This is a genomic window from Paraburkholderia agricolaris, assembly GCF_009455635.1.
Classification (GTDB): domain Bacteria; phylum Pseudomonadota; class Gammaproteobacteria; order Burkholderiales; family Burkholderiaceae; genus Paraburkholderia; species Paraburkholderia agricolaris.
Map to the genome: position 1 here is coordinate 1,177,037 of NZ_QPER01000001.1, position 22,187 is coordinate 1,199,223.

A 22,187-nucleotide genomic window follows, 5' to 3' on the forward strand; every position below is an offset into this window, starting at 1 on the left:
AACAGAACAGACCACTAACACAGCAAGGAAAGGCCAAAAGCCCAGATCAACAACCCCAAACAGACCACGAACCCACCACGGCAACGCCCAAAATCCATATCAACAACAAAACCGCCGAACAGGCAAAAAAACCTGATCCCCTCCCGGGCATATAATGCCGATTGCCCTCGCCGTCCTCCCAAAAAATGCCCGATCTGCTAGCCAATCTAAACCCCGAACAACACGCCGCCGTCACGCTCCCCAACGAGCCAGCGCTGATCCTTGCAGGCGCGGGCAGCGGCAAAACCCGCGTCCTCATCACGCGGATCGCGTGGCTGATCCAGCACGGTCTGGCGTCGCCCGCCACCATCCTCGCGGTGACCTTCACCAACAAAGCCGCCCGCGAAATGATGTCGCGTCTTTCGGCACTCTTGCCGATCGACACGCGCGGCATGTGGATCGGCACCTTCCACGGCCTGTGCAACCGCATGCTTCGCGCGCACCATCGCGACGCGGGCCTGCCGTCCACCTTCCAGATCCTCGATACCGCAGACCAGCTCTCCGCGATCAAGCGTCTGATGAAGGGCCTGAACATCGACGACGAAAAGTACCCGGCGAAAAATCTCCAGTACTTCATCAACAATTCCAAAGAACAAGGCCTGCGGCCGAAAGACGTCGACGCTACCGACAACTTCAACCGCAAATTCGTCGAGCTCTACGAAGCCTACGACCAGCAATGCCAGCGTGAAGGCGTGGTCGACTTCCCGGAACTGCTGCTGCGCTGCTTCGAACTGCTCGCGCACAATCCGCCACTGCGCGCCCACTATCAGGCACGCTTCAGGCACATTCTCGTCGACGAGTTCCAGGACACCAACAAGCTGCAATACGCGTGGCTGAAACTGCTGGCCGGGCAAACCAACTCGATCTTCGCCGTCGGCGACGACGACCAGTCGATCTACGCGTTCCGCGGCGCGAACGTCGGCAACATGCGCGACTTCGAACACGAGTTCAACGTCCGGCACATGATCAAGCTGGAGCAGAACTACCGCTCGCACGGCCATATCCTCGACGCGGCCAATCAGTTGATCGCCAATAACTCCCGGCGTCTGGGCAAGAATCTGCGTACCGACGCGGGGCACGGCGAACCGGTGCGTGTCTACGAATCCGCCACCGACACGCAGGAAGCCGGCTGGATCGTCGAGGAAATCAAGGCGCTGATCAGCACCGGCACCTCGCGCAGCGAAATCGCCATCCTGTATCGCAGCAACGCGCAGTCGCGCACGATCGAACACACGCTGGTCAATGCGGGCATCGCGTACCGGGTGTACGGCGGTCTGCGCTTTTTCGAGCGCCAGGAAGTCAAGCACGCGCTAGCCTATCTGCGCCTGATCGACAATCCGAACGACGACACCGCGTTTGCCCGTGTCGTCAATTTCCCCACGCGCGGTATCGGCGCGCGCTCGATCGAGCAGCTTGCCGACGCGGCGCGTCTGTACAACTGCTCGATGGCCGCGGCGATTCCGTATGTCGCGGGTAAGGCAGGGTCGAGCCTCGCGAGTTTCGCGAACCTGGTCGGCAAGATGCGCGCGGAAACGCAGCAGATGAGCCTGCCGGAAACGGTCGAATACGTGGTCCGCACGAGTGGTCTCACGGAGTTCTATCAGAACGAACGCGAAGGCCAGGACCGGCTGGAGAACTTGCAGGAACTGGTCAATGCGGCCGCTGCTTTCGTCAGCGAAGAAGGCTACGGCATGGATACGCCGGCGCGCTCGATTCCGCTGCGCCCAGGCGCCACCGCGGCGCCCGAGTTGGCTGTCGCCACCGACGATCCGAATACCGTCGTGCTGGACGCACCCAGTATCGACGATCCGGCACAAAATCCGGACACGATGACGCCGCTCGCCGGTTTCCTGTCGCACGCATCGCTGGAAGCGGGCGACAACCAGGCGCAAGCCGGTCAGGAAGCCGTGCAGTTGATGACGGTGCATGCGGCCAAGGGTCTCGAGTTCACGGCGGTGTTCATCACCGGGCTCGAAGAAGGTCTGTTCCCGCATGAAAACAGCGCGATGGAGTCGGACGGTCTGGAAGAAGAGCGCCGTCTGATGTACGTGGCGATCACACGGGCCAAGGAGCGTTTGTATCTGTCGTTTGCGCAGAGCCGGATGCTGCACGGCCAGACGCGCTACAACATCCGTTCGCGCTTCTTCGACGAACTGCCGCAGGAAACCCTCAAGTGGCTCACGCCGAAGGTCGAGGCGGGCGCGCGCTGGGGCGGCCGTTCGGACAACGCCGGTTATGGCCGCGACTGGTTCGCGCGGCCGGGTTACACGGGGGCTTCATCGTCTACGCCGGCGCCGTTGCCGGCGTTCGCCAACGAACAGCGTGCGGCTGAAACGGGTTTTCGCGTCGGCCAGCAGGTATTCCACACCAAGTTCGGCGAAGGCACGATTACCGCGCTGGAAGGCGGCGGCACGGATGCCAAGGCCCAGGTCAAATTCAAGCGGCACGGCGAGAAGTGGCTGGCGCTCGCGGTCGCTAAACTGCAGGCGGTCGAATGAGCGCGGGTGGCATCGATCCAGGCCGCGGCGGCGCACCAGTCTCGCATCGTCCGCTGGGCATTCTGGCGGCCTTGCCGCAGGAACTCGGCGATCTGATCGAAGCGATGCGCGCCGAATCCGGCGTACGCACCATCACGCACGGCCAGCGTGACTATCACCTCGGTACGGTGCATGGCGCGCCTTGCGTCGTGACATTGGCGCGCGTCGGCAAGGTTGCGGCGTCGGCTACCGTCAGCGCGTTGATCCACGCGTTCGATGTCGAAGCGGTGGTGTTTACGGGTGTCGCCGGCGGCGTGGGCGCTGAGGTGCGGGTTGGCGATATTGTCGTCGCCAATGCGCTGATGCAGCACGATCTCGACGCGTCGCCGTTGTTCCCTCGCTTTGAAGTGCCGCTGCTCGGCGTGTCGCGCTTCACAGCCGATGCAGCGCTTGCCGATCAACTGGCTGCGGCATGCGAGCGCTTTGTCGTCGAAGAAGGTGCCGCGTCGGCTGCGCGTTTCGGCACACACGAACCGCGTGTGCACCGCGGCTTGATTATCAGCGGCGATCAATTCGTCGCGAGTGCGACGGGCGTCAAAGCTTTGCGCGACGCGCTGCCGGATGCGCTCGCGGTCGAGATGGAGGGCGCGGCGATCGCGCAGGTCTGCTACGAATACGGCGTGCCGTGTGCGGTGGTGCGCACCATCTCCGACACCGCCGACGATCATGCGCCGCAATCGTTCGTGTCGTTTCTCACCGAGATCGCCGGGACGTACTCGAACGCGATTCTGAAGCGGTTTCTGGAAGCGCGCGGGGTGGCGTGAGGTGCTCGCCGCCTGGGCGCGCAGCGTGTCGATCTGCCTGTGCCTCATAGTAGTCAATCGAACCAGCGGCGCACGAGTGCGTCGCTGGTTCACGGCACGAACGGCCTAGTGTTTCGTTGAGTCTCCGAGAGCCTCGCGCACCTGCTGCAAAGCCGACGGATCCTCGATCGTCGGCAGATCGCCCGGCTCGCGTCCTTCCGCCAGCGCCGCAATCGCACGGCGTAGCAATTTGCCGGAGCGCGTCTTCGGCAGCATCGACACCACCACCACACGCGCCGGCCGTGCAATCGCGCCGAGATGGCGATCGACGGTTGCGGTGAGTTCGGCTTCCAGCTTCGTCCGCGCTTTGTCGTCCGCATAAGCTTGCGCGTCGCGCAGCACGACGAAGGCCATCGCCGCCTGACCTTTCAGCGCATCGTTCACGCCGACCACCGCCACTTCCGCGACCGCCGCGTGGCTCGACAACGCTTCCTCGATCTCGCGCGTGCCGAGCCGATGGCCGGCGACATTGATCACGTCGTCCGTGCGGCCGAGAATCGTGACGTAGCCGTCTTCGTCCTGAATACCCCAGTCGAAGGTCGAGTAGACCTGCTGGTTCGGCACGCTCGACCAGTACGTGCTGATAAAGCGCTTGTCGTCGCCCCATACCGTGGACATGCAGCCCGGCGGCAGCGGGTAGCCCAGCGCGAGCACGCCTTTTTCGCCGGGCGGGCAGGGCTCGCCCGTCAGTTCGTTGCGCAAGGTCAGATCGAAGCCTGCCGACGGTACGCCCGGCGAGCCGAATTTGGTGGGCAAGGCTTCGACGCCGCGCGGAATCGCTAGCATCGGCCAGCCGGTTTCGGTTTGCCAGTAGTTGTCGATCACGGGCTTGCCGAGCGCGCCGGCGATCCAGCTGGCGGTCGGTTCGTCGAGCGGTTCGCCGGCGAGGAACAGCGTGCGCAGGCTCGACAGGTCGGATTTTTTCAGCAGCGCCGGGTCCTGCTTTTTCAGCACGCGCAACGCGGTCGGCGCGGTGAACATCAGATTGATTTTGTGCTGTTCGACGAGGCGCCACCAGATACCGCCATCCGGGCGAATCGGCGTGCCTTCGTACATCACGGTAGTGAGCCCCGCGATCAGCGGCGCATAGACGATGTAGCTGTGGCCGACCACCCAGCCCACGTCCGATGCGGTGAACATCGTGTCGCCGGGCTTGCCCTGAAAGATGTGTTCCATTGACGCCGCCAGCGCCACCGCATAGCCGCCGACGTCGCGCTGCACGCCCTTCGGCTTGCCCGTGGTGCCCGAGGTGTACAGCACATACGACGGCTCGTTCGATTCGAGCCATTCGCACGGCACATGCGCATTGAAGAACTGTTCGCGCAGCGGCTCGTAGGCGACGAGGTAGCTTGCGTTCAGGCGCTCCGGCGCGAGCTGGCGATCGATCAACAATACGTGCGGAGTCTTGTGGGCCGCGCGCGCGAGCGCTTCGTCCACCAGAGGCGTGTAGTCGATCACCTTGCCGCCACGCGCACCGGCGTCGGCGGTGACGATCAGCACAGGTTTCGCGTCGTCGATGCGAGCCGCCAGGTTGGGGGCCGCGAAGCCGCCGAACACCACCGAGTGAATCGCACCGAGCCGCGCGCATGCGAGCATCGCGAACAGCGCTTCGGGGATCATTGGCAAATAGAGCAGCACGACGTCGCCGCGCTTCACGCCCAACGAGCGCATCACCGCGGCCATGCGGTTGATTTCGGCGTGCAGCTCGGCGTAGGTATAACGCCGCTCGATACCGGTTTCCGTCGACACGTACACCAGCGCGTTTTGCTGCGCCCGTTCAGCCAGATGCCGATCCACCGCGTTGTGGCACAGGTTCGTGCGGCCGCCGACGAACCAGCGCGCGAACGGCGGATTCGAGTGATCGAGCACGGTATCGAACGGGGTTTGCCAATGAATCCGCTGCGCCTGCTCACGCCAGAACGCTTCGGGTTGTTCGATCGAACGACGGTGGAAGTCGCGGTAGGTAGTCATCGGCGGCGATCCTTCTGCTGCGTGAGTGAACGGATGGCGAGTCGTACGGCGCCTGGGCGCGGCGAGAGGGCGGCACGACTATCCGCACAAGGATAGTGCAGGCGTGGCGGTGCGGACAACGCGGGTTCACCATGAGCGGGGACAAGAAAAAAGGCGCCGCAGCGCCTTTTTTCTTGTCCCTTCCGGACAGTCAAAGCCATCACGCTTTCGCGCGCTTGCCTTCGACATCCGGCAGGAACACCGTCAGCATGCCGATCAGCGGCAGGAACGAGCAGACCTTATACACATAAGTGATGCTGGTCGCGTCGGCCAACTGCCCGAGCACGGCGGCGCCGACGCCGCCCATGCCGAACGCGAAACCGAAGAAGAGGCCGGCGACCATCCCCACCTTGCCGGGGATCAGCTCCTGCGCATAGACGAGGATCGCCGAGAACGCCGAGGCCAGCACGATACCGATGATCACCGTCAGCACGCCTGTCCAGAACAGGTTGGCGTAGGGCAGCAGCAGCGTGAACGGCGCAACGCCGAGAATCGACACCCAGATCACGTACTTGCGGCCGATCCGGTCGCCGATCGGACCGCCGATCACCGTGCCCGCCGCGACCGCTGCGAGGAACACGAACAGGTGGACCTGCGCGGCCTGTACCGGCAGATGGAATTTGTCGATCAGATAGAACGTGAAATAACTGTTGATGCTGGCGAGGTAGAAGTACTTCGAGAACACCAGCAGCATCAGCACGGCCATCGCGAACATGACCTGGTTGCGCGATAGGGTCGCGTGACCGGCCTGGCTACGCGTCTTCTTCACTGCCGGATGCTGCTTGTACCAGCGGCCGATCTGCGTGAGCACGACGATCGCAACCAGTGCCGCTACCGAAAACCACGCGATGCTGCGCTGGCCGTGCGGGATCACGATCAACGCGGCGAGCAACGGCCCGAGCGACGAACCCGCATTGCCGCCTACCTGGAACAGCGATTGCGCGAGGCCGTGCTTGCCGCCCGACGCCAGACGTGCCACGCGCGACGATTCCGGATGGAACACCGACGAGCCGCAACCGACCAGCGCCGCCGCCACCAGCAGCACGCCGAAACTCGGCGCGACCGACATCAGCAGCAGGCCGGCGAGCGTGAAGCCCATGCCGACAGGCAGCGAATACGGCTTCGGATGCTTGTCGGTATAGCTGCCGACCAGCGGTTGCAGCAGCGACGCGGTGATCTGATAGGTCAGCGTAATCAACCCGATCTGCCCGAACGACAGCGAGAAGTTGTCTTTCAGCATCGGGTAGATCGCCAGAATCAACGACTGGATCATGTCGTTGAGCAGATGCGAAAAGCTGATCGCGCCCAGAACGGAATAGACCGTGCGCTGGACTTTGGCGGCCGGCTGCGCGGCGGCGGGGTTGGCAGCACTGGCGGGAGACGCTGAGGCGCCGGCGAGGGCGCTTTTATCGAGGCTCGTTTCCATACGCTAGATGAGAGAGAAGAAAGGGTGAAAGGTCATGATTTCGGGCTGCCGGCGTTCGGGCTTCCGCGTTCGGGCTTCCGATGCGTGGCCGTTCTTCCGGTTCGCTTGCCTGATAGACGGGGAAGCGAGCGGTGCGGCATTTCGACGCGATATCCGGCTTTGTCAGCTATTTGTCGAAGTTTAATGTGGCTTCGAATAAATGTAAGGACAAGTTTTGTCGCGAATCGGACACTTATGGTTAGCACGGGTGCGATGGCTGCCTGGAAATCGGTCGTCTGGTGCACCGCAGCGGTGCTTTCGGCGAGTGTGTTGCCATTGCCACGCGTGATTGGCAAGCCCTCTGATAAATGCGGTTTCGCGATTTTTGGCCATGTATAAACGGTCGCGGGCGCGAAGCTTACAAAGCGGCGCGTCGAGGACCGGGCATGACGATTGGCATGGCACGAGCGGCGTTAAAGATCGCGGACGTTTATGCCGTAGACCCGGAGAGATAAGCATTAATGCCGGAACCGACCTTTCCGGCAGTCGATACGCGGGGACGAGGAATATGAAAGCAGTTTCGCTGGGTGGCCAGACGGGCGCGGGGTTCGTACCGGACGGGGAGGCGGCGGGCAAGCCGTCGCGCGGGCAGGGCGGCCGTTCGCGTGCCGTGCGGCTCAAGGGTTTGTCGGTGAAGGCGACGCTGCGGCTTGCATTTGCCGTGCTGCTGATCGGCACCCTCGCGATCGGTGTATTTTCGCTGACCCAGATCAGCCGCCTGAACGCTTCCGCGCAATCGATCTACGACCAGGGCCACGTGGCAAGCCGCGCTGCCGAAGAGGCGCGCGGCCACATGCTGCGTGCGAGCCGCGCACAGAAGATGCTTCTCACGGCGACCACGGCCAAGGAGCGTGACGACCTCGGCGCCGACATCGACAAGGGCCTGAGCGGTCTCGGCACGGAACTCGGCACGCTGCAACAGTACGTCGACACTTCCGATGCGAAGGCGGTCGATCAGCAGAAGAAATTTGCCGCGGCCGTTGCAGTGTGGAGTGGCCACTTGCGCGATTTCGTGAAGCTTGTGAAGGCGCAACCGCTCGATCTTTCGCAGATGAACTGGCAGGTCGGCACGCAGGACGTATCGCTGCTGGTCGAGACCGGCAAGCTCGAAAAACTCGTCGACGAACTCGTTGCAGAGCGCGGCACGGCTGCCAAGGCGACGATCGAGGCATCGGGTTTTATCTTCCATTCGTCGTTCGTGATGATCGCCGTGATGACGGTCGGCCTGATTGCCCTGGCGTTCGGCATTAGCGAATGGGTGGTGCGCCGGCTTGCCGGCCAGCTCGGCGGCGAGCCTGCCTACGCCAAGGAAATTGCGAGCCGGATTGCTGCGGGCGACTTATCGAATCAGATCGTGCTGGGCCGCAAGGACAAGTCGAGCATGCTATACGCGCTGCACGACATGCAAAGCGGCCTTGCGACGACGGTTTCCGACATCGCGTCGAGTGCCGACGCGATTGCGACGGCGTCGGGCGAAATCTCGATGGGCAATCTCGACTTGTCGCAGCGTACGGAACAGCAGGCGATGGCGCTCGAGCGGACGGCGAGCAGCATGGAGCAGTTGACCTCGACGGTCAGACAGAACGCCGACAACGCGAAGCAGGCGAGCACCTTGGCCAACAACGCGTCGGAGATTGCGGAGAAGGGTGGTGCCGTAGTAAGCCGCGTGGTGGCGACGATGAACGAGATCAACGACAGCGCGCGCAGCATTGGCGACATCATTGGCGTAATCGAGGGAATTGCATTCCAGACGAACATCCTTGCGTTGAACGCCGCGGTAGAAGCTGCCCGAGCTGGCGAAGAAGGCCGCGGATTCTCGGTAGTCGCGGCCGAAGTGCGCAATCTCGCGCAGCGCAGCGCGGCTGCCGCGAAGGAGATCAAGGGGTTGATCAGTACGTCGGTGGAGCGGGTGAGCAATGGCTCGACGTTGGCGGAAGATGCTGGTCAGACGATGGACGAAGTGGTGAAGGCGGTGAAGCGCGTGACGGACATCATGGGCGAGATTTCGGCGGCGTCGTCCGAGCAAAGCGCGGGGATTGAGGAGATCAATCTGGCGGTAACGCAGATGGATTCCGGCACGCAGCAGAACGCTGCGCTGGTGGAGCAGGCGACGGCGGCTGCCCGATCATTGGATGACCAGGCCCGCGGCCTGAAGCAGATGGTTGGAAAATTCAGGTTATAAACCGACGAAGCCGCAACCAAAAACCCAGGACCGAACTACCGCATCGGCGCGCGCAGCGCCGCCGGAAGTATGACTGCCTTGTCACTGAGGCGGAATGTACGAGGCGACAGATTCCAGATGCACCACTACCGTGGCTGCGCGGGGGACCCGCTTAAGAATTAGCGGTTTGAGCCGCTTTCTTTTGCCTACTTTTCTTTGCGGCCGGCAAAGAAAAGTAGGTGCCGCCCCGCACAGGGGCAACACTAATAGACCACTAAGAAAACAAGGAAAGGCCAACACCCTTCAAGCCCAGCGCAAAACAAGCGCCACCCAGGCAAAAAAAGGGCACCTCAGCTAGGCTTAACAACCACAGTACAGGTAATACCAGCAGCAAGCACAACCCCATCGGGCACAGAATCAATCCTCACCCGCACGGGCACGCGCTGCGCCAACCGAACCCAGTTAAAAGTCGGATTCACATCAGCGAGCAGCTCCCGGCTTTCCGGATTATCGCGATCATAGATTCCTCGAGAGATGCTCTCGACATGTCCTTGCAGCGTCCCCCCACTCATAAGCCGAACTTCAGCCTTATCGCCGATGCGAACATGAGGCAGCTTGGTTTCCTCAAAGTACCCATAAACCCAGAACGAGTGACTATCGACGATCGCCAGTTTGGCGGCCCCAGCCGTGGCATAGTCACCGCGAAAGACGTTCAGATTAGTGACATACCCATCAACCGGCGACACCACCCGAGTCCGCTCGAGATTCAACTTCGCGGCATCGAGCGCGGCCAAAGCCTGCTGATAGGAAGCCTCAGCAGCAGAAGCAGTGTGCGTAGCATTCTCGCGACTCTCTTTGGACACAACCAAAGCATCCATATCCGCCCGCCGCTGCGCATCATCGCGCTTCATCTGCAACTCAGCCTTACGCGCAGCAACGGCAGCTTGCGCCTGCTCAACAGCAATCTGATAGTGCGAAGGATCGATCTGCATCAACAGATCGCCTTTCTTGACCAGTTGGTTATCCTTAACAGGCAAATCAACAACCGCGCCAGACACATCAGGCGCCACATTCACAATCTCAGCGCGCACGCGCCCATCGCGAGTCCACGGTTCATCCATGTAATGAACCCACAACACGCGCCCAATCAAAATCGCGACGATAAAAATAATGGCTGTCGCGACGAAGCCAACAATATTTCGGATGGTCATGTTTCGACTCTGATCAACGATAAACGGCGAGACCCAGCACGCCGCACACACACACGAGCAAGCTGGCCCGGAACAAGGACGGATGCCACACCACGCGATACAGGCCCGTATAGGCAATCACGCGGTCCAACACCCAGGTAAGCGCGGCGCCCGCGATGAACAGCAGCACGATGGCCGGCACGTACGCGTCGAATACGGCGATATCACGTGGCATGACGAACTCCTTCTGACGCGTCGGCACGTCCGTTCACCAGCGGTTCAAGCGGCGATTGCGGATCGAGCAGCGCGGTACGAATGAAATGCAGTTGACTCAGAATGCGTTGCAACTGATGCCGCTCTTCACGCGGCGGCGTGAAGGTCGCCAGCATCAGTTGAACCGCGCCGATAGCGTCGACGGTTGCGGACAGCGCGCGGTCGAAGCGGTCCGCGCGTGGCCGTTCGAACAGCGCGGTCAGCGCATCGCGCATCGCACGCAAGCTGACGCGCCACGGCATCGACCTGGCGTAGCGCGCGTCGGCGGGCAGCGCCGCCACTTCGCGGCGCAGATCGATCATCGCGTTGCCCACTTCGAGTACCGAAAAGAGCCAGCGCAAGGTGTCGCGTTTGAGTTCGGGTTCGTTCTGCGCGAGCGCGTTGATCTGGAACATCAGATCGCGTGCGCCGCTCTCGAAGCGCGAACGCACCCGCCGCATGCCCGCACGGCTCGCCAGCGTGACCTGACGGCGCAGGTCCACCAGCAGACGGTTGCGCAGCCACGGCGTCGAAGGCGGCAGCATCACCGCAAAGGCAACCGCGCAGACCAGCATCGACAGCACCAGCGCGATCGCGTCGTTGATGGTGCCGCTCGGGTCGTAATGAATCAGGTTGTCGGGGCCGGCCAGGAAGCAGAAGAAGATGCAATAGCCGACGCCGTAACCGGCCAGCGCCGGGCGCGTCGTCATGAATACGCCGAGCAGCAGGAATGGCGTGAGCGCCGCGCACAGCAGCGGGAAACCGTCGATGTGCGGATACACGCCGTACACCGCGATCATGCCCATTACCGATGCGACCAGCGTGCCGCCGGCCATCTGGAACGCCGTGCGCTTCGGATTCGGCGACGACGACGCCAGCGCGCATACCGCCGCGGCATCCAGCGTCAAGGTCGAGCCGCTCGGCCACGCGGTCGCGATCCAGAATGCGCCGAGCACGATCATGACGATGGTCGCGCGCAAGCCGGCAACGCTCGCGGCGATCGCGTTGGTCTTCGGTTCGTAACGCTCGATCCAGCGCTCGCGTTCGTGCGTGTCGACCGCAAGCGAGGCGTAGGTGGCCGCGTACGCGTGCAGATCGTCGATGAAGCGGTACAGCAGTTCGGCACCGGTGTCGAAGTCGAGCAGCGGCGCGTCCGGCTGCGTTTCCAGCGCGGCGCGGGTCTCGCGTACCCGCTTGGGCAGCGCTGCTTTGTACGCGTCGAGTTGCGTGGCGGCGTGGGCCGCGTCGGCGGCGCTCAACACCGGTTCGCCGGATTTCGCCAGCAACGGGGCAATTTCCTTGAAGTACGGCTCCAGCGCTTCGACTGCGATGGTTGCGCCGCTCGTATTCGTATCGCGCAGCCGGTTCATCAGTTGATGCAGCGCGTGAAAGCGCGTCGAGGCGGTCATGAATTCGCTGTTCAGGCGCGCCAGACGGCCGCCGCGCATCCGCGAATCGGGGCCTTCGAACACGGCGACACTGCGCGCCGCTTCGAAACCGACGATGTCCGCGACAAAGCCCGCGTTGGTCGCTTCGATCTGCGCGCGGTCGTTGCGGCCGGCCAACGAGGTCGACACATACTCGACGAACGCCGAGAAACGCGCGCGCACCGTGCCGCGCATCTGCAAGCCGGTGAATTGCGGAAACACGAGGCCGCTAACCGCGCCCGCGCAGAGGATGCCAACCACCACTTCGGCCACCCGCGTGAGCGCGCTGAGAAACGCGCCGTCCGGATGCTGTGAAGCCGGAATGCCGATCAGCGCGGCGGTGTAGCCCGCCAGCACGAAACCATACGACTTGAAGTTACGGTTGCGCGCCGCGCCGGCGGTGCAGATGCCGACCCAGATCGCGGTCGTGACGATGAACAGTTCGGGCTGCTGTGCGAACAGGCCGATCAATGCGAGCATCACGACGAGGCCGACGAGCGTGCCGCAGATCCGGTAGAAGCTCTTGGCGAACACCATCCCGCTTTGCGGCTGCATCACGATGAACACGGTGGTCATGGCGGTGCGCGGCTGCGGCAGGTCGAGTTTCATCGCGATACCGAGCGCCAGAAAGCAGGCGGCGAGCGCTTTGAACAGATAGACCCAGGTGAGGCCATCGGTGCGCGCCCAGTCGGCGGCAGCCGAGTAGAGCGCGGCAAACGACGCCGGGCGTGAGGCGGGAGAGGGGGGGGCTGACATGGCCGGCTTCCTTACTCAGCCGCGGGCGCGTTGGTGGACGGCCCCTGTGCGTGCGTGCTGCCGCCCTGGGCTGGCGCCGGCGCGGTGGCACCGGCACGCTCAGCCGAGGCCGTTTGCGCCGATGCGCCCGACGCAGCCGCAGGCGCCACAGCCGCTGGCTGGCCTTTGCCTTTGCCCTGGCCATGCGCCGGCAACGTCTCGTTGGCCTGCGGTCCGTTGGCGGGTTCGTCGAGTCCGCCGCCGAGAGCCGTGACCAGCGACGCGTGCGCCGCGAGCCGCTCAGCCTGAATCTTCGCGACCCCTTCCTGCGCGCGCAGCAACTGACTCTGCGCAACCAGCACATTCAGATAGTCGGTCAAACCGCGCCGATAACCTTCGCGCGACAGATGGTAGTTCTTGCGAGCCGCCGCGACCGAACGGTCGGCGTCCTCGGCCTGGGTGGCGAGTGAACGGATCCGGATCACCTGATCGGAGATGTCCTTCAGCGCGCCGACGATCGACTGGTTGTAGCGATCGACCGCCTCGTCGTACCCCGCCGACGCCGCACCAAGTTGCGAGCGCAGCCGGCCACCGTCGAAGATCGGCAGCGACAGCGCCGGGCCCGCGCTCCAGCTATGCGAGGGGTCTTTCAGGAACTGGAACAGCGGCCCCATGGCCGCATAACCGCCGATCGACGCCAGCAGGTTGATGTCCGGATAAAAACTGGCCTTGGCGACGTCGATGCCGCGCGCTTGCGCCGCGACCGTCCAGCGCGCCGCGACCACGTCCGGCCGATGGCCGATCAGATCCGCGGGCAGGGCACTCGGCAGGGCGGCGGGGGCGTTGTCGAGCGCGAGCGTCGGACGCTGGATCGTGTCGCCGGCGCCCGGACCTTTGCCGGCCAGTGCCGCCAGTTGATTGCGGCCGAGCGCGATCTTTTCCTCGATCGCGTCGATCTGGCGTTCGTATTCCGGCATCGGCGTTTGCGCCTGGCTCACTTCGAGCTGCGTGCCGATGCCGCCTTTCAGACGCCGGTTCGCCAGGTCGACGATCTGCTGCTGTTGCTGCAGCGTGGACTTGGCGATATCGAGCAGCGCGTAGTTCATCGACAGCTCGATGTAGGTGCGCACCACGTTGCCTTCGAGTTCGAGCTGGGCGGCGCGGAAGTCCGCTGCGCTTGCGTGGGCGGCGTCGAGTGCGCGCTCGGCGGCGTTCTTGTCCTTGCCCCAGATATCGAGGTTGTACGACAGACCCAGCGTGCCGGTGTTGTTCCACGACTGCTCGCCCGCGAGCGGGCCCGGGCCGTAGTAGAGGTTGTCGGCCCATTTCTGACGCTGGATCGACAGACTGCCGTTGACTTGCGGTGAGAGCGCCGAACGGGCGACGCCTGCCATCGATACTGCTTCGCGCACGCGCGCCTGGGCGACAGCGAGGCTCGGATTGCCCGCCTGCGCGGCTTCGACCCACTCGTTGAGTTGCGGATCGTTATAGGCGCGCCACCAGTCGGCGGCGGGCCATTGAGCGTCCGCGTTGGCCGCCCGGATAGCGTTGCCAGCGTCGAGCGAGGACGGCTCGATTCCGCGATCTTGCGGTGCGATGCCTCCGGTACTTGCACAGCCGGCGATTGTTAATAGGATCGTAAGAACCGCGGCTGCGGCGATCCCTTTCTGTACCGGAGACTGCACGATTTCCTCCAAAATTGGCTATAGAAGCATGTGCGCCATTATATTTTTTGATTGATTGGGGAATAACCGGTAAAGATGCAAGGCATTTTTACGGAATATGAGACAATCGCCTTTGCGAATCATGTAACAATCGCTGCCGATCATTCGCAATTATGTTGCGACTATGTTGTATGGGACCGGGGTAAGCGCTTTGCGTGGCCGACAGCTAAAGCGCCAACTCCGGATCGACAAGGAAAAGTATGGATACGCTTCAAAACATGCGCGTATTTGTCCGTGTCGTCGAAGCGGGCAGCTTCACGGGTGCCGCGCAGCACCTGAACACGACCACGGCGTACGCGTCGCGCGCGGTTTCCGATCTGGAAGCGCATTTGCGCACGCGCCTGTTGAACCGCACTACGCGCCGCATCGCGTTGACCGAGGCGGGTGAGCGCTATTTGCAGCGCTGCGAGCAGATTCTCGCGTACGTGGATCAGGCGGAAGCGGAGGCCAGCGACGCCCACGCGCGTCCGTCCGGCAAGCTCAAGGTGCATGCGATGACGAGCTTCGGCCAGCATTATGTGGTGCCGGCGGTGGGCCGCTATCAGGAGCGCTATCCGGACGTACATATCGAACTGACGCTCGCGCAGCGTATGCCCGATCTGCTGGACGAAGGTTTCGACGTGTCGCTGACACTGGCAACCGGCCTGCCGGATTCGGGGCTGGTGTCGCAGCGGCTAGGCAGTGCGTTCAGTATCGTGTGCGCGTCGCCGGCTTATCTGCAGCGGCACGGCGTGCCCCAAACGCCCGCGGACCTCGCGCAGCACACCTGCCTGCAGATGGTCACGCCGGTGTTTCCCGCCGACAAATGGACCTTCGACGGCCCGAATGGCGAGGAAACGGTCGCTCTGGGTCCGGCCACCTTCCAGGTAAATGTCGCCGAAGCGATGGCGGTAGCGGCGTGCAACGGCATGGGAATCGGACTGATTCCGATCTATTCGGCGATCAGCGGCTTGCGTAGCGGCGAACTCGTGTGGCTGTTGCCGGAATACACGTCGCAGGAAATGAATCTGTATGCGTTGTATCCGTCGCGGCAGTATCTGGACGCGAAAATTCGCACCTGGGTCGAATTTCTGCGCGACGAATTGCCAGCCACGCTGGCCGTCGATCAGGAAGAGTTGCGCCAGTTCGCGCGGGGTTGAAGCCGCGCCGCGCGGGCGGTTGACCATGATTGACGATGCCACGCAAAGGGGCGTGATAGCCTGTTACATAAGTGCCGCGTCGCAACATTTTCTTACTTCTGCGTCGCGGTCGATTTGCTAACGTGTGGTTTCACGCGCTGCCGCATTCTGCCGGACGCGTTCAATTAGCCGCTGTTCGGCAAACTGCAACAACCGCAACGATTAGGACGAGGAATTCATGGATACGCATCTGATGATCGGCGTGGCCGTCATGCTGGGACTGATTGGAATCGCCGCGTCGCGCGATCTGCTGCGCCGCCTGCGCGACCAGCAGCCGCAACTGGTGCCGGTCAAGGTCGAACGTCCTGATTCGCAGGGGCAACGGCGCGATCGTTGAGGCTTGCCAGTCTGTTTCGATCCGCGTTCCGTACGTTCAAACTAGCGCTTCGATCAGACCCGGTTCGTCGTTGAGCGTGCGGTCCACCTCGAGGCTCACGCGGTGCCAGCGAAATCGCGCGGCGGGTAGACAGGCACCGTGTACGAGTTGTTCGAGTTCGTCGAATTGCAGTGCCGGGTCCAGCCAGCGGCGCGCCGCTTCCGGCGCGAACGCAAGCGGGCGTTGACCGTGTACGTCGACGAGACCCGCGTCGGCGGTGGCCGTCACGATCACCAATCCCATGCCCTCTGTTTGCGGTTCTGTGCCGCGTACGCTCGATAGGGCCGCGAGGTACATCGGTGCATCGCTTTTCAGATGCACAAAATAGGGCTGGCGGACCGTTGCCCCGGCTTCCCCCGTGTTATCCCCGTTTGATGTGCCTGGCGCCGCTTCCATGCGCCACTCGAACCAGCCGTCCGCCGGCACCAATACCCGTCCGGTTTTCCACAAATCTTTGAAGTAGCGCGTGTGCGGCGCGGTTTCGGCGCGCGCGTTGATCGTCTGCGGCAGATGTTGCGCGCGCGCCCAGTCCGGGCAATAACCCCAGTGGATCGCACGCAGCGTTTGGTCTGCGTAAATCGCGAGCGGATGAGTGCCCGGCGCGAGGTTGTAGCCGGGGCGGCGATCGGCGGCGTCGAACAGCATCAGCGGGTCGGCGAGACCAAGCTGCTGTGTGTACAGATGCGGATCGCGGTACTGGCTGATTCGACCACACATGAGCGACACCTCCGGAGATCGCCGGTCCGGCGGGTTTGACCGATTCCAACCCAACCCCGACCCAAACCCGACCCGCATCCGACAACAACCCCAGCGTAGTGCGTGGCGCTCAGCCGCGCTACCCAGATCGGCCCCAAGCCGCCGCTATATCTCGACGACCTTGTCCCACGTGAATTGCGGATTCTCCAACTGACCGGTGCGCCGGTCCAGGTAGCCGCGTGGATTGCACACCACGCGCGTACCGTTCACGGTGTAATCGAACGGCGTATGCGTATGCCCATGAATCCACAGGGCTACAGGCGCGCGCACCAGCTCCGGCAAATGATTGACGAACCCGGCCGATACGTGATCTTCCGCGTAGCGCTCGGCCAGACTCAAGCGGTACGGTGCGTGATGCGTGACGACGATCGTCTTGCCATCGAATGGTCGCGCCAGTTCGCTTTCGAGCCACGCGCGCGCTTTCCGGTGCAACGCGAGGGAATCGTCAGGAGTGAAGTCGCGCGGCGAGTCGTGGGTGTCGTGCGGCCAGTTCATCTGGATCAGGCCGCGGAAGTCGAGCATCACCCGGCGCGATGCGTCGATGCAGCCAGCGAGCGTGTCAGGATCCGCGCCGTATAACGCGAAGTCGGTCCACAAGGTGGTGCCGAGCACGCGCCAGCGGCCTTGCGGGTCGACCAGCGCGGCATTGTTCAGCACATGCACGTTGTCGACTTGCGCGGCTGCATCGTAGAGGGCGGCTTCGAGCGCGCCGAATTCGCCGTCGTAATACTCATGATTGCCGGGCACGTAGACCACCGGCACGGCGCCGTCGAAGGTTTGCGCGGCCCAGCGCGGGCCCGCTGCATGATTATGGATGTCGCCGGCCAGCACGATCAGATCCGCCTGCGCATGCGGGATCAGCTCGGGCTCATCGTATTCCAGATGCAGATCGGACAGCACTCGAATCTTCACGACGACGACTCCTGCAATGGGCCCCGCGCCAATGGCGAAGGCTGCGAACTCTAGCGTAGCACCTTGCCCGGGTTCATCAGGTTCAGTGGGTCGAGCGCGTGTTTGAGCGCGCGCATCATTTGCACCTCGACATCCTGTTTGTAGTGCATCGCCTCGTCGATTTTCAACTGACCGAGGCCGTGTTCCGCGCTAATGCTGCCACGATGCCGGTGCACGCTGTCGTAGACAATCTGATTGATCGGGCTTTGCCAGGTCTTGAGAAATGCCTTCGCGTCGACGCCTTCGGGCGCCTGCACGTTGTAGTGCAGATTGCCGTCGCCGAGATGGCCGAACGTGACCATTCGCACGCCCGGCACGGCTTGCGCGATCGCTGCATCGGTTTCCTCGATGAAGTGGCCGATGCGCGAAATCGGCACTGCAATATCGTGCTTGATGTTCAGACCTTCCTCAGCCTGTGCGAGCGGGATGTGTTCGCGCAGATTCCAGAATGCCCGCGATTGCGTGAGGTTCTCAGCGACCACCGCGTCTTCGACCAGACCTTGTTCGAGCGCGGTTTCCATCAGACGCTCGAACAGGTCGCGCGCGTGCGCCTCGCTTTCGCTGTCCGACAGTTCCAGCAGCACGACCTGCGCGTGCGATTCGGCGAACGGATAGCGCATCTGTTCGAAGTGCCGTCCCACCAGCCGCAGACAGAAATCCGACATCAGTTCGAAGCCGGTCAGCAGCGGCCCGGCGACGCGTTGCGTGAGCGCCAGGAAGTCGAGCGCCGCGTGCGGCGACGCGAGCGCGGCAAGCGCCGTGACACGCGCGGCCGGCTGCGGATGCAGCTTGAGCACGGCAGCGGTGATGATGCCGAGCGTACCTTCCGCGCCGATGAACAGATCGCGCAGATCGTAGCCGGTGTTGTCCTTGCGCAAACCACGCAGGCCGTCCCAGAGTTCGCCTTGCGGCGTGACCACTTCGAGGCCGAGGCACAGCTCGCGCGTGTTGCCGTAGCGCAGCACGCCGGTGCCGCCCGCATTGGTGGCAAGATTGCCGCCGATCGTGCAACTGCCTTCGGCGGCGAGGCTCAGGGGGAACAGGCGGCCGGCTTCTTCCGCGTGCTTTTGCACTTCGGCAAGGATGACGCCGGCTTCGACGGTGATCGTGTTGTTGTGCGGATCGATGTCGCGCACCCGGTTCAGACGCCGCAGACTGATCACGGCCTGCGCGCCGCTCGCATCCGGCGTGGCGCCGCCGGCCAGACCGGTGTTGCCGCCTTGCGGCACCAGCGCGACCCGATGCTCGACGGCGAGTTTGACGAGCGCTGCAACCTCGTCAGGCGCGGCCGGGCAGAGCACCGCGCAGGCTGTGCCGGTGTAGCGGCGGCGCCAGTCGGTGAGGTAGGGGGCGGTGTCATGCGGGTCGGTCAGCACCTGGGCGGTGCCGATGGCGTCGCGGCAAGCGGTGAGGAAAGCGGCTTGGGTCATATTGGTCGGTCAGGAAATTCGGCGGAGCTTGACGGATAGGCTATCTGGCAAGCGGCGTGGGAAGCACGATTCTCATTGCGAGCTTTCCTCGGCCTGCCCGGTGTTCAGTCTGGCGTTCCCGGTTGCGGCTTGCCGCGCCGCCCGTTTTGCCGCGCGCTTGAACGGCGCGACATAGGCGAGCGTGCAGATGAAGAAAACGACGGCGAGGGCGGCTTCGAGCCAGCCGAGGCGGGCGCTCAGACCGGGGTCGCTCCAGCCGCGCACGATGCCCTCCGCAAAGTACAGCAGGATCAGCATCGATGCCCATTGCAGCGTGTAAAGCCGGTGCCGCCACACGCCGGGCAGGGCGAGCAGCAGCGGCACGGCTTTGAGCACCAGCGCCGAGCCGCCCGGACGCAGCGGCGCAAGCCACCATTCCCACGCGACGGACAGCGCGATCAGCGTGAGCAGGCTGGCGGTGGCGCCGAAAGCGGCGGCGCGGTTTTGCTGCACAGGCATGGTGGTTGCGTGCAAGGGAGCGTTCGTTGCTGAATCCGCGGGAGCCGAGCCGGCGTGTTGCGCGTTGCGGCCGCTCACGCGCATCCCGGCATGCGAATCGTTCGAGGCCTTTGGCGTAGTCGGCCCGCTCACGGCCGTTCGCTCATGGACGCCGCCGTCCGGGCAACGCGCGCGCCGAGGGCAATCGCAAGCGTTTTCTCGTCGGCGGAGATGCCTTGTTCGGCCGTGCCCGCGCGCGCGAAATGCGACGCGCCGTAGGGTGTGCCGCCGGTTTGCGTGGTGGAGAGCGTGCTCTCGGTGTACGGAATACCGACGATCAGCATGCCGTGATGCAAAAGCGGCAGCATCATGGACAACAACGTCGACTCCTGGCCGCCGTGCAGGCTGCCGGTGGAGGTAAACACGCAGGCCGGTTTGCCGGACAGCGCACCGGAAAGCCACTGCGGCGTGGTGCCGTCGAGAAAGTATTTCAGCGACGCCGCCATGTTGCCGAAGCGGGTGGGCGAACCGAGCGCCAGGCCCGCGCATTCTTCGAGATCGCGCAGATCGACGTAGGGTGGGCCTTCAGCGGGAATATCCGGCTGGGTCGCTTCGCAAACGGTGGAAACCGCCGGTACGGTGCGCACGCGCGCCTGCATGCCGGGGACGCTGTCGACGCCGTGCGCGATCGCCAGCGCAAGCTCGCGCGTGGCGCCGTGACGGCTGTAATAGAGCACGAGAATGTCTTTCATAGGCCTCATCGGTGAACAGGTATTATAGGGGCTGGGTCCGCTGTAGAGGCCATCCATAGCCATTCGGCCAGGCTTCGCGCAGGGTCCTGAAACACTGTTTGATAAAGCAGGGAGGTAAGAAGGTGGGTGTGTTGTCCAGGGTGCGTTTCGATCTCGACAAGCTCAAACGGCTCGCGCAGTTTGCCGCGAAGCGCAGCAGCGAAGACCGCATTCCGCAGGTGGCCGGCAGCCTCACGTTCACCACCATGCTCGCGCTCGTGCCACTCGCCACGGTCGCGTTCGCGCTGTTCACTGCGTTTCCGATTTTCAGCTCGTTTCAGATGTCGCTGCAGATTTTCCTTGCCGACCATCTGATGCCCGCGCAGCTCAACAGTCAGATTTTCAATTACCTGAACCAGTTCGCGTCGAAGGCGAAAGGGCTGACGACCATCGGCATGATTTTTCTGTTCGTCACCGCCGTCATGACGATGATGACGGTGGAATCCGCTTTCAACGTGATCTGGCGGGTGCGCAAGGCGCGGCCGATCGCGCAGCGCATTCTGGTCTACTGGGCGATCATCACGCTCGGTCCGGTTCTGATCGGCGTGAGCCTGTCGATGTCGTCCTATCTGTTCACGCGCTCCATGGCGTTCACGGCCGCCCAGCATATTCCGCCGGTGATCGACTGGGCGCTGACCGGCGCCGTGCTGCCATTGACGGCACTCGCCTTCACGATGCTTTACGTGTTTCTGCCGAATTGCCGGGTCGAATGGCGCGACGCGGTGATCGGCGGGGTCGCTGCGGCGATCGCCTTCGAACTCGCCAAGCGCGGCTTTGGCTACTACGTACGCCGGATTCCCACCTATACCGCGGTGTACGGTGCATTTGCCGCCGTGCCGCTCTTCCTGTTGTGGATGTATCTATGCTGGTTCATTGCGCTGGCCGGCGCAATGATCGCATCGGCGTTACCTGCGATTCGCATAGGGCAGTTTCACCGGCCGACGTTCGAGGGTAGCGATCTGTTCGATTCGCTTGAACTTCTCGCGCGGCTCTCGGAAGCGCGCGAGGCAGGTAAGCGTGGCTACACGCTGCAGGAACTTTCTCGAATGCTTCGCCGCGAGATGGATACCACGGTCAATCTGCTGCAAAAGCTCGAGGAGATCGAGTGGATTGTGCGCCTGCAGGAGGACGGTACGCGTCCGCATTTCCTGTTGCTGGCAAATCCGGCACAGATTACGGTTGAGCGTTTGTTCGATCTGTTTGTGATCGATCACGCGGAGCTCGAATATCAGCTTGAACTGAACTCCACGCGGGTGGATGGCCAGATGCTTCTGACAGCGCTGGAAAACGACAAACTGAAGGTGACGCTCGCTACGCTGCTGGCGGCGCGTGCTGCTGCGCGGGCGGCGCGCGCTCAGGAAGACGAACAGGGCACGTCTTCAATGCCGCATCAGGCTGCTTGAGCAGGATGTGCCTGATGTGAGCGCAACCTGATTGCTGCCTGATCGCCGCCTGATCCCACCTACAGCGAAATCTTCCCCACACAGATGTCCTTGAACATCACCCAGTCGCCCATCAGGCTATAAAGCGGATGCCGGAAGGTAGCCGGCCGGTTTTTCTCAAAGAAGAAATGCCCGACCCAGGCAAAGCCATATCCGCAGATAACGGCAGCCGGCAGCCATAGCCAGTTACCGGTGGCGAGCGCCATGGCGAGGCAGCCGATTACGCCGAGCGATCCCACGAAATGCAGCCGCCGCGATACCGTATTGCGATGCTCGCTCAGATAGTACGGATAGAACTCCGCAAAACTCGCGAAGTGATCGGTGTGCGCGGTTTGAGCCATTACGGCCTCCGAATGTCGACGCTACTCGATTCCTTGCCCGTCGCTCCCAAGTTACTTCGCCGGGCGCCGGAATGCCCGGAGCGCGCTCGAAACTGGACAGGC

General features: G+C 63.1%; 18 protein-coding genes. 6 read left to right on the forward strand and 12 right to left on the reverse strand.

The genetic code is table 11. The features are described 5' to 3' along the window. Nucleotides 1-185 precede the first annotated feature (185 nt). Together GH665_RS05375 and GH665_RS05380 are read left to right on the forward strand one after the other, a co-directional pair. Nucleotides 186-2,537, forward strand: coding sequence for a UvrD-helicase domain-containing protein (locus GH665_RS05375; protein WP_153134966.1), 2,352 nt, complete (start codon nucleotides 186-188; stop codon nucleotides 2,535-2,537). After that, nucleotides 2,534-3,340, forward strand: coding sequence for a 5'-methylthioadenosine/adenosylhomocysteine nucleosidase (locus GH665_RS05380; RefSeq protein WP_153134967.1), 807 nt, complete (start codon nucleotides 2,534-2,536; stop codon nucleotides 3,338-3,340). The genes GH665_RS05375 and GH665_RS05380 overlap by 4 nt, the downstream gene beginning before the upstream one ends. A 105-nt stretch (nucleotides 3,341-3,445) precedes the next feature. Here GH665_RS05380 and GH665_RS05385 read toward each other — a convergent pair whose 3' ends face one another. Continuing rightward, nucleotides 3,446-5,350, reverse strand: a complete 1,905-nt coding sequence (locus GH665_RS05385; RefSeq protein WP_153134968.1) for a propionate--CoA ligase — start codon at nucleotides 5,348-5,350, stop codon at nucleotides 3,446-3,448. A 199-nt stretch (nucleotides 5,351-5,549) separates the two neighbouring features. Continuing rightward, nucleotides 5,550-6,815, reverse strand: a complete 1,266-nt coding sequence (locus GH665_RS05390; RefSeq protein WP_153134969.1) for an MFS transporter — start codon at nucleotides 6,813-6,815, stop codon at nucleotides 5,550-5,552. 547 nt (nucleotides 6,816-7,362) lie between these two features. Between GH665_RS05390 and GH665_RS05395 the strand changes: the two genes are divergently transcribed. Further along, nucleotides 7,363-9,036 (forward strand): methyl-accepting chemotaxis protein, encoded by a 1,674-nt coding sequence (locus tag GH665_RS05395; RefSeq protein ID WP_153134970.1) that lies wholly within the window; start codon nucleotides 7,363-7,365, stop codon nucleotides 9,034-9,036. 329 nt (nucleotides 9,037-9,365) lie between these two features. Here the strand turns inward: GH665_RS05395 and GH665_RS05400 are convergent, their stop codons facing one another. The 4 genes from GH665_RS05400 to GH665_RS05415 are packed head-to-tail and all read right to left on the reverse strand — an operon-like array spanning nucleotide 9,366 to nucleotide 14,304. Further along, nucleotides 9,366-10,226 carry an efflux RND transporter periplasmic adaptor subunit gene (locus GH665_RS05400; protein WP_028200170.1) on the reverse strand — a complete coding sequence of 287 codons (861 nt, stop codon included), beginning with the start codon at nucleotides 10,224-10,226 and terminating at the stop codon, nucleotides 9,366-9,368. Nucleotides 10,227-10,239: 13 nt separating this feature from the next. Further along, the gene (locus GH665_RS05405) at nucleotides 10,240-10,440 is read right to left on the reverse strand and encodes a DUF1656 domain-containing protein (protein ID WP_063496755.1); all 201 of its coding nucleotides are present in this window, start codon (nucleotides 10,438-10,440) and stop codon (nucleotides 10,240-10,242) included. Continuing rightward, nucleotides 10,430-12,640 (reverse strand): FUSC family protein, encoded by a 2,211-nt coding sequence (locus GH665_RS05410; RefSeq protein ID WP_153134971.1) that lies wholly within the window; start codon nucleotides 12,638-12,640, stop codon nucleotides 10,430-10,432. The genes GH665_RS05405 and GH665_RS05410 overlap by 11 nt, the downstream gene beginning before the upstream one ends. Before the next feature lie 11 nt (nucleotides 12,641-12,651). Next, nucleotides 12,652-14,304 (reverse strand): efflux transporter outer membrane subunit, encoded by a 1,653-nt coding sequence (locus GH665_RS05415; protein WP_153134972.1) that lies wholly within the window; start codon nucleotides 14,302-14,304, stop codon nucleotides 12,652-12,654. Between the two features lie 239 nt (nucleotides 14,305-14,543). On the opposite strand from GH665_RS05415, the gene GH665_RS05420 reads away from it, so the two are divergent. Both GH665_RS05420 and GH665_RS38670 read left to right on the forward strand, forming a co-directional pair. Beyond that, complete coding sequence (locus GH665_RS05420) at nucleotides 14,544-15,482, forward strand: LysR family transcriptional regulator (RefSeq protein ID WP_153134973.1); 939 nt, start codon at nucleotides 14,544-14,546, stop codon at nucleotides 15,480-15,482. A gap of 217 nt (nucleotides 15,483-15,699) precedes the next feature. Beyond that, a complete protein-coding gene (locus tag GH665_RS38670; protein ID WP_167346788.1) occupies nucleotides 15,700-15,858 on the forward strand; it encodes a hypothetical protein in 159 nt (52 codons plus the stop codon). A gap of 36 nt (nucleotides 15,859-15,894) precedes the next feature. Here GH665_RS38670 and GH665_RS05425 read toward each other — a convergent pair whose 3' ends face one another. From GH665_RS05425 to wrbA, 5 genes are all read right to left on the reverse strand, one after another. Then, nucleotides 15,895-16,614: an SOS response-associated peptidase gene (locus GH665_RS05425; protein WP_153134974.1), complete on the reverse strand. Its 720-nt coding sequence runs from the start codon at nucleotides 16,612-16,614 to the stop codon at nucleotides 15,895-15,897. Between the two features lie 144 nt (nucleotides 16,615-16,758). After that, complete coding sequence (locus tag GH665_RS05430; protein WP_153134975.1) at nucleotides 16,759-17,565, reverse strand: metallophosphoesterase; 807 nt, start codon at nucleotides 17,563-17,565, stop codon at nucleotides 16,759-16,761. Between the two features lie 50 nt (nucleotides 17,566-17,615). Next, nucleotides 17,616-19,034 carry an FAD-binding oxidoreductase gene (locus GH665_RS05435; RefSeq protein WP_153134976.1) on the reverse strand — a complete coding sequence of 473 codons (1,419 nt, stop codon included), beginning with the start codon at nucleotides 19,032-19,034 and terminating at the stop codon, nucleotides 17,616-17,618. A 72-nt stretch (nucleotides 19,035-19,106) separates the two neighbouring features. Further along, nucleotides 19,107-19,532 (reverse strand): DUF2069 domain-containing protein, encoded by a 426-nt coding sequence (locus GH665_RS05440; protein ID WP_246216271.1) that lies wholly within the window; start codon nucleotides 19,530-19,532, stop codon nucleotides 19,107-19,109. A 128-nt stretch (nucleotides 19,533-19,660) separates the two neighbouring features. Continuing rightward, nucleotides 19,661-20,263, reverse strand: coding sequence for an NAD(P)H:quinone oxidoreductase (gene wrbA, locus GH665_RS05445; RefSeq protein ID WP_153134977.1), 603 nt, complete (start codon nucleotides 20,261-20,263; stop codon nucleotides 19,661-19,663). A gap of 128 nt (nucleotides 20,264-20,391) precedes the next feature. Here wrbA and GH665_RS05450 point away from each other — a divergent pair, with 128 nt between their 5' ends. Further along, on the forward strand, nucleotides 20,392-21,705 hold the full coding sequence (locus GH665_RS05450; protein ID WP_174771701.1) for a YihY family inner membrane protein: 1,314 nt from the start codon (nucleotides 20,392-20,394) through the stop codon (nucleotides 21,703-21,705). 59 nt (nucleotides 21,706-21,764) lie between these two features. On the opposite strand, the gene GH665_RS05455 is transcribed toward GH665_RS05450, so the two are convergent. Next, nucleotides 21,765-22,085, reverse strand: coding sequence for an Mpo1-like protein (locus GH665_RS05455; protein ID WP_028200181.1), 321 nt, complete (start codon nucleotides 22,083-22,085; stop codon nucleotides 21,765-21,767). Nucleotides 22,086-22,187: the final 102 nt, after the last annotated feature.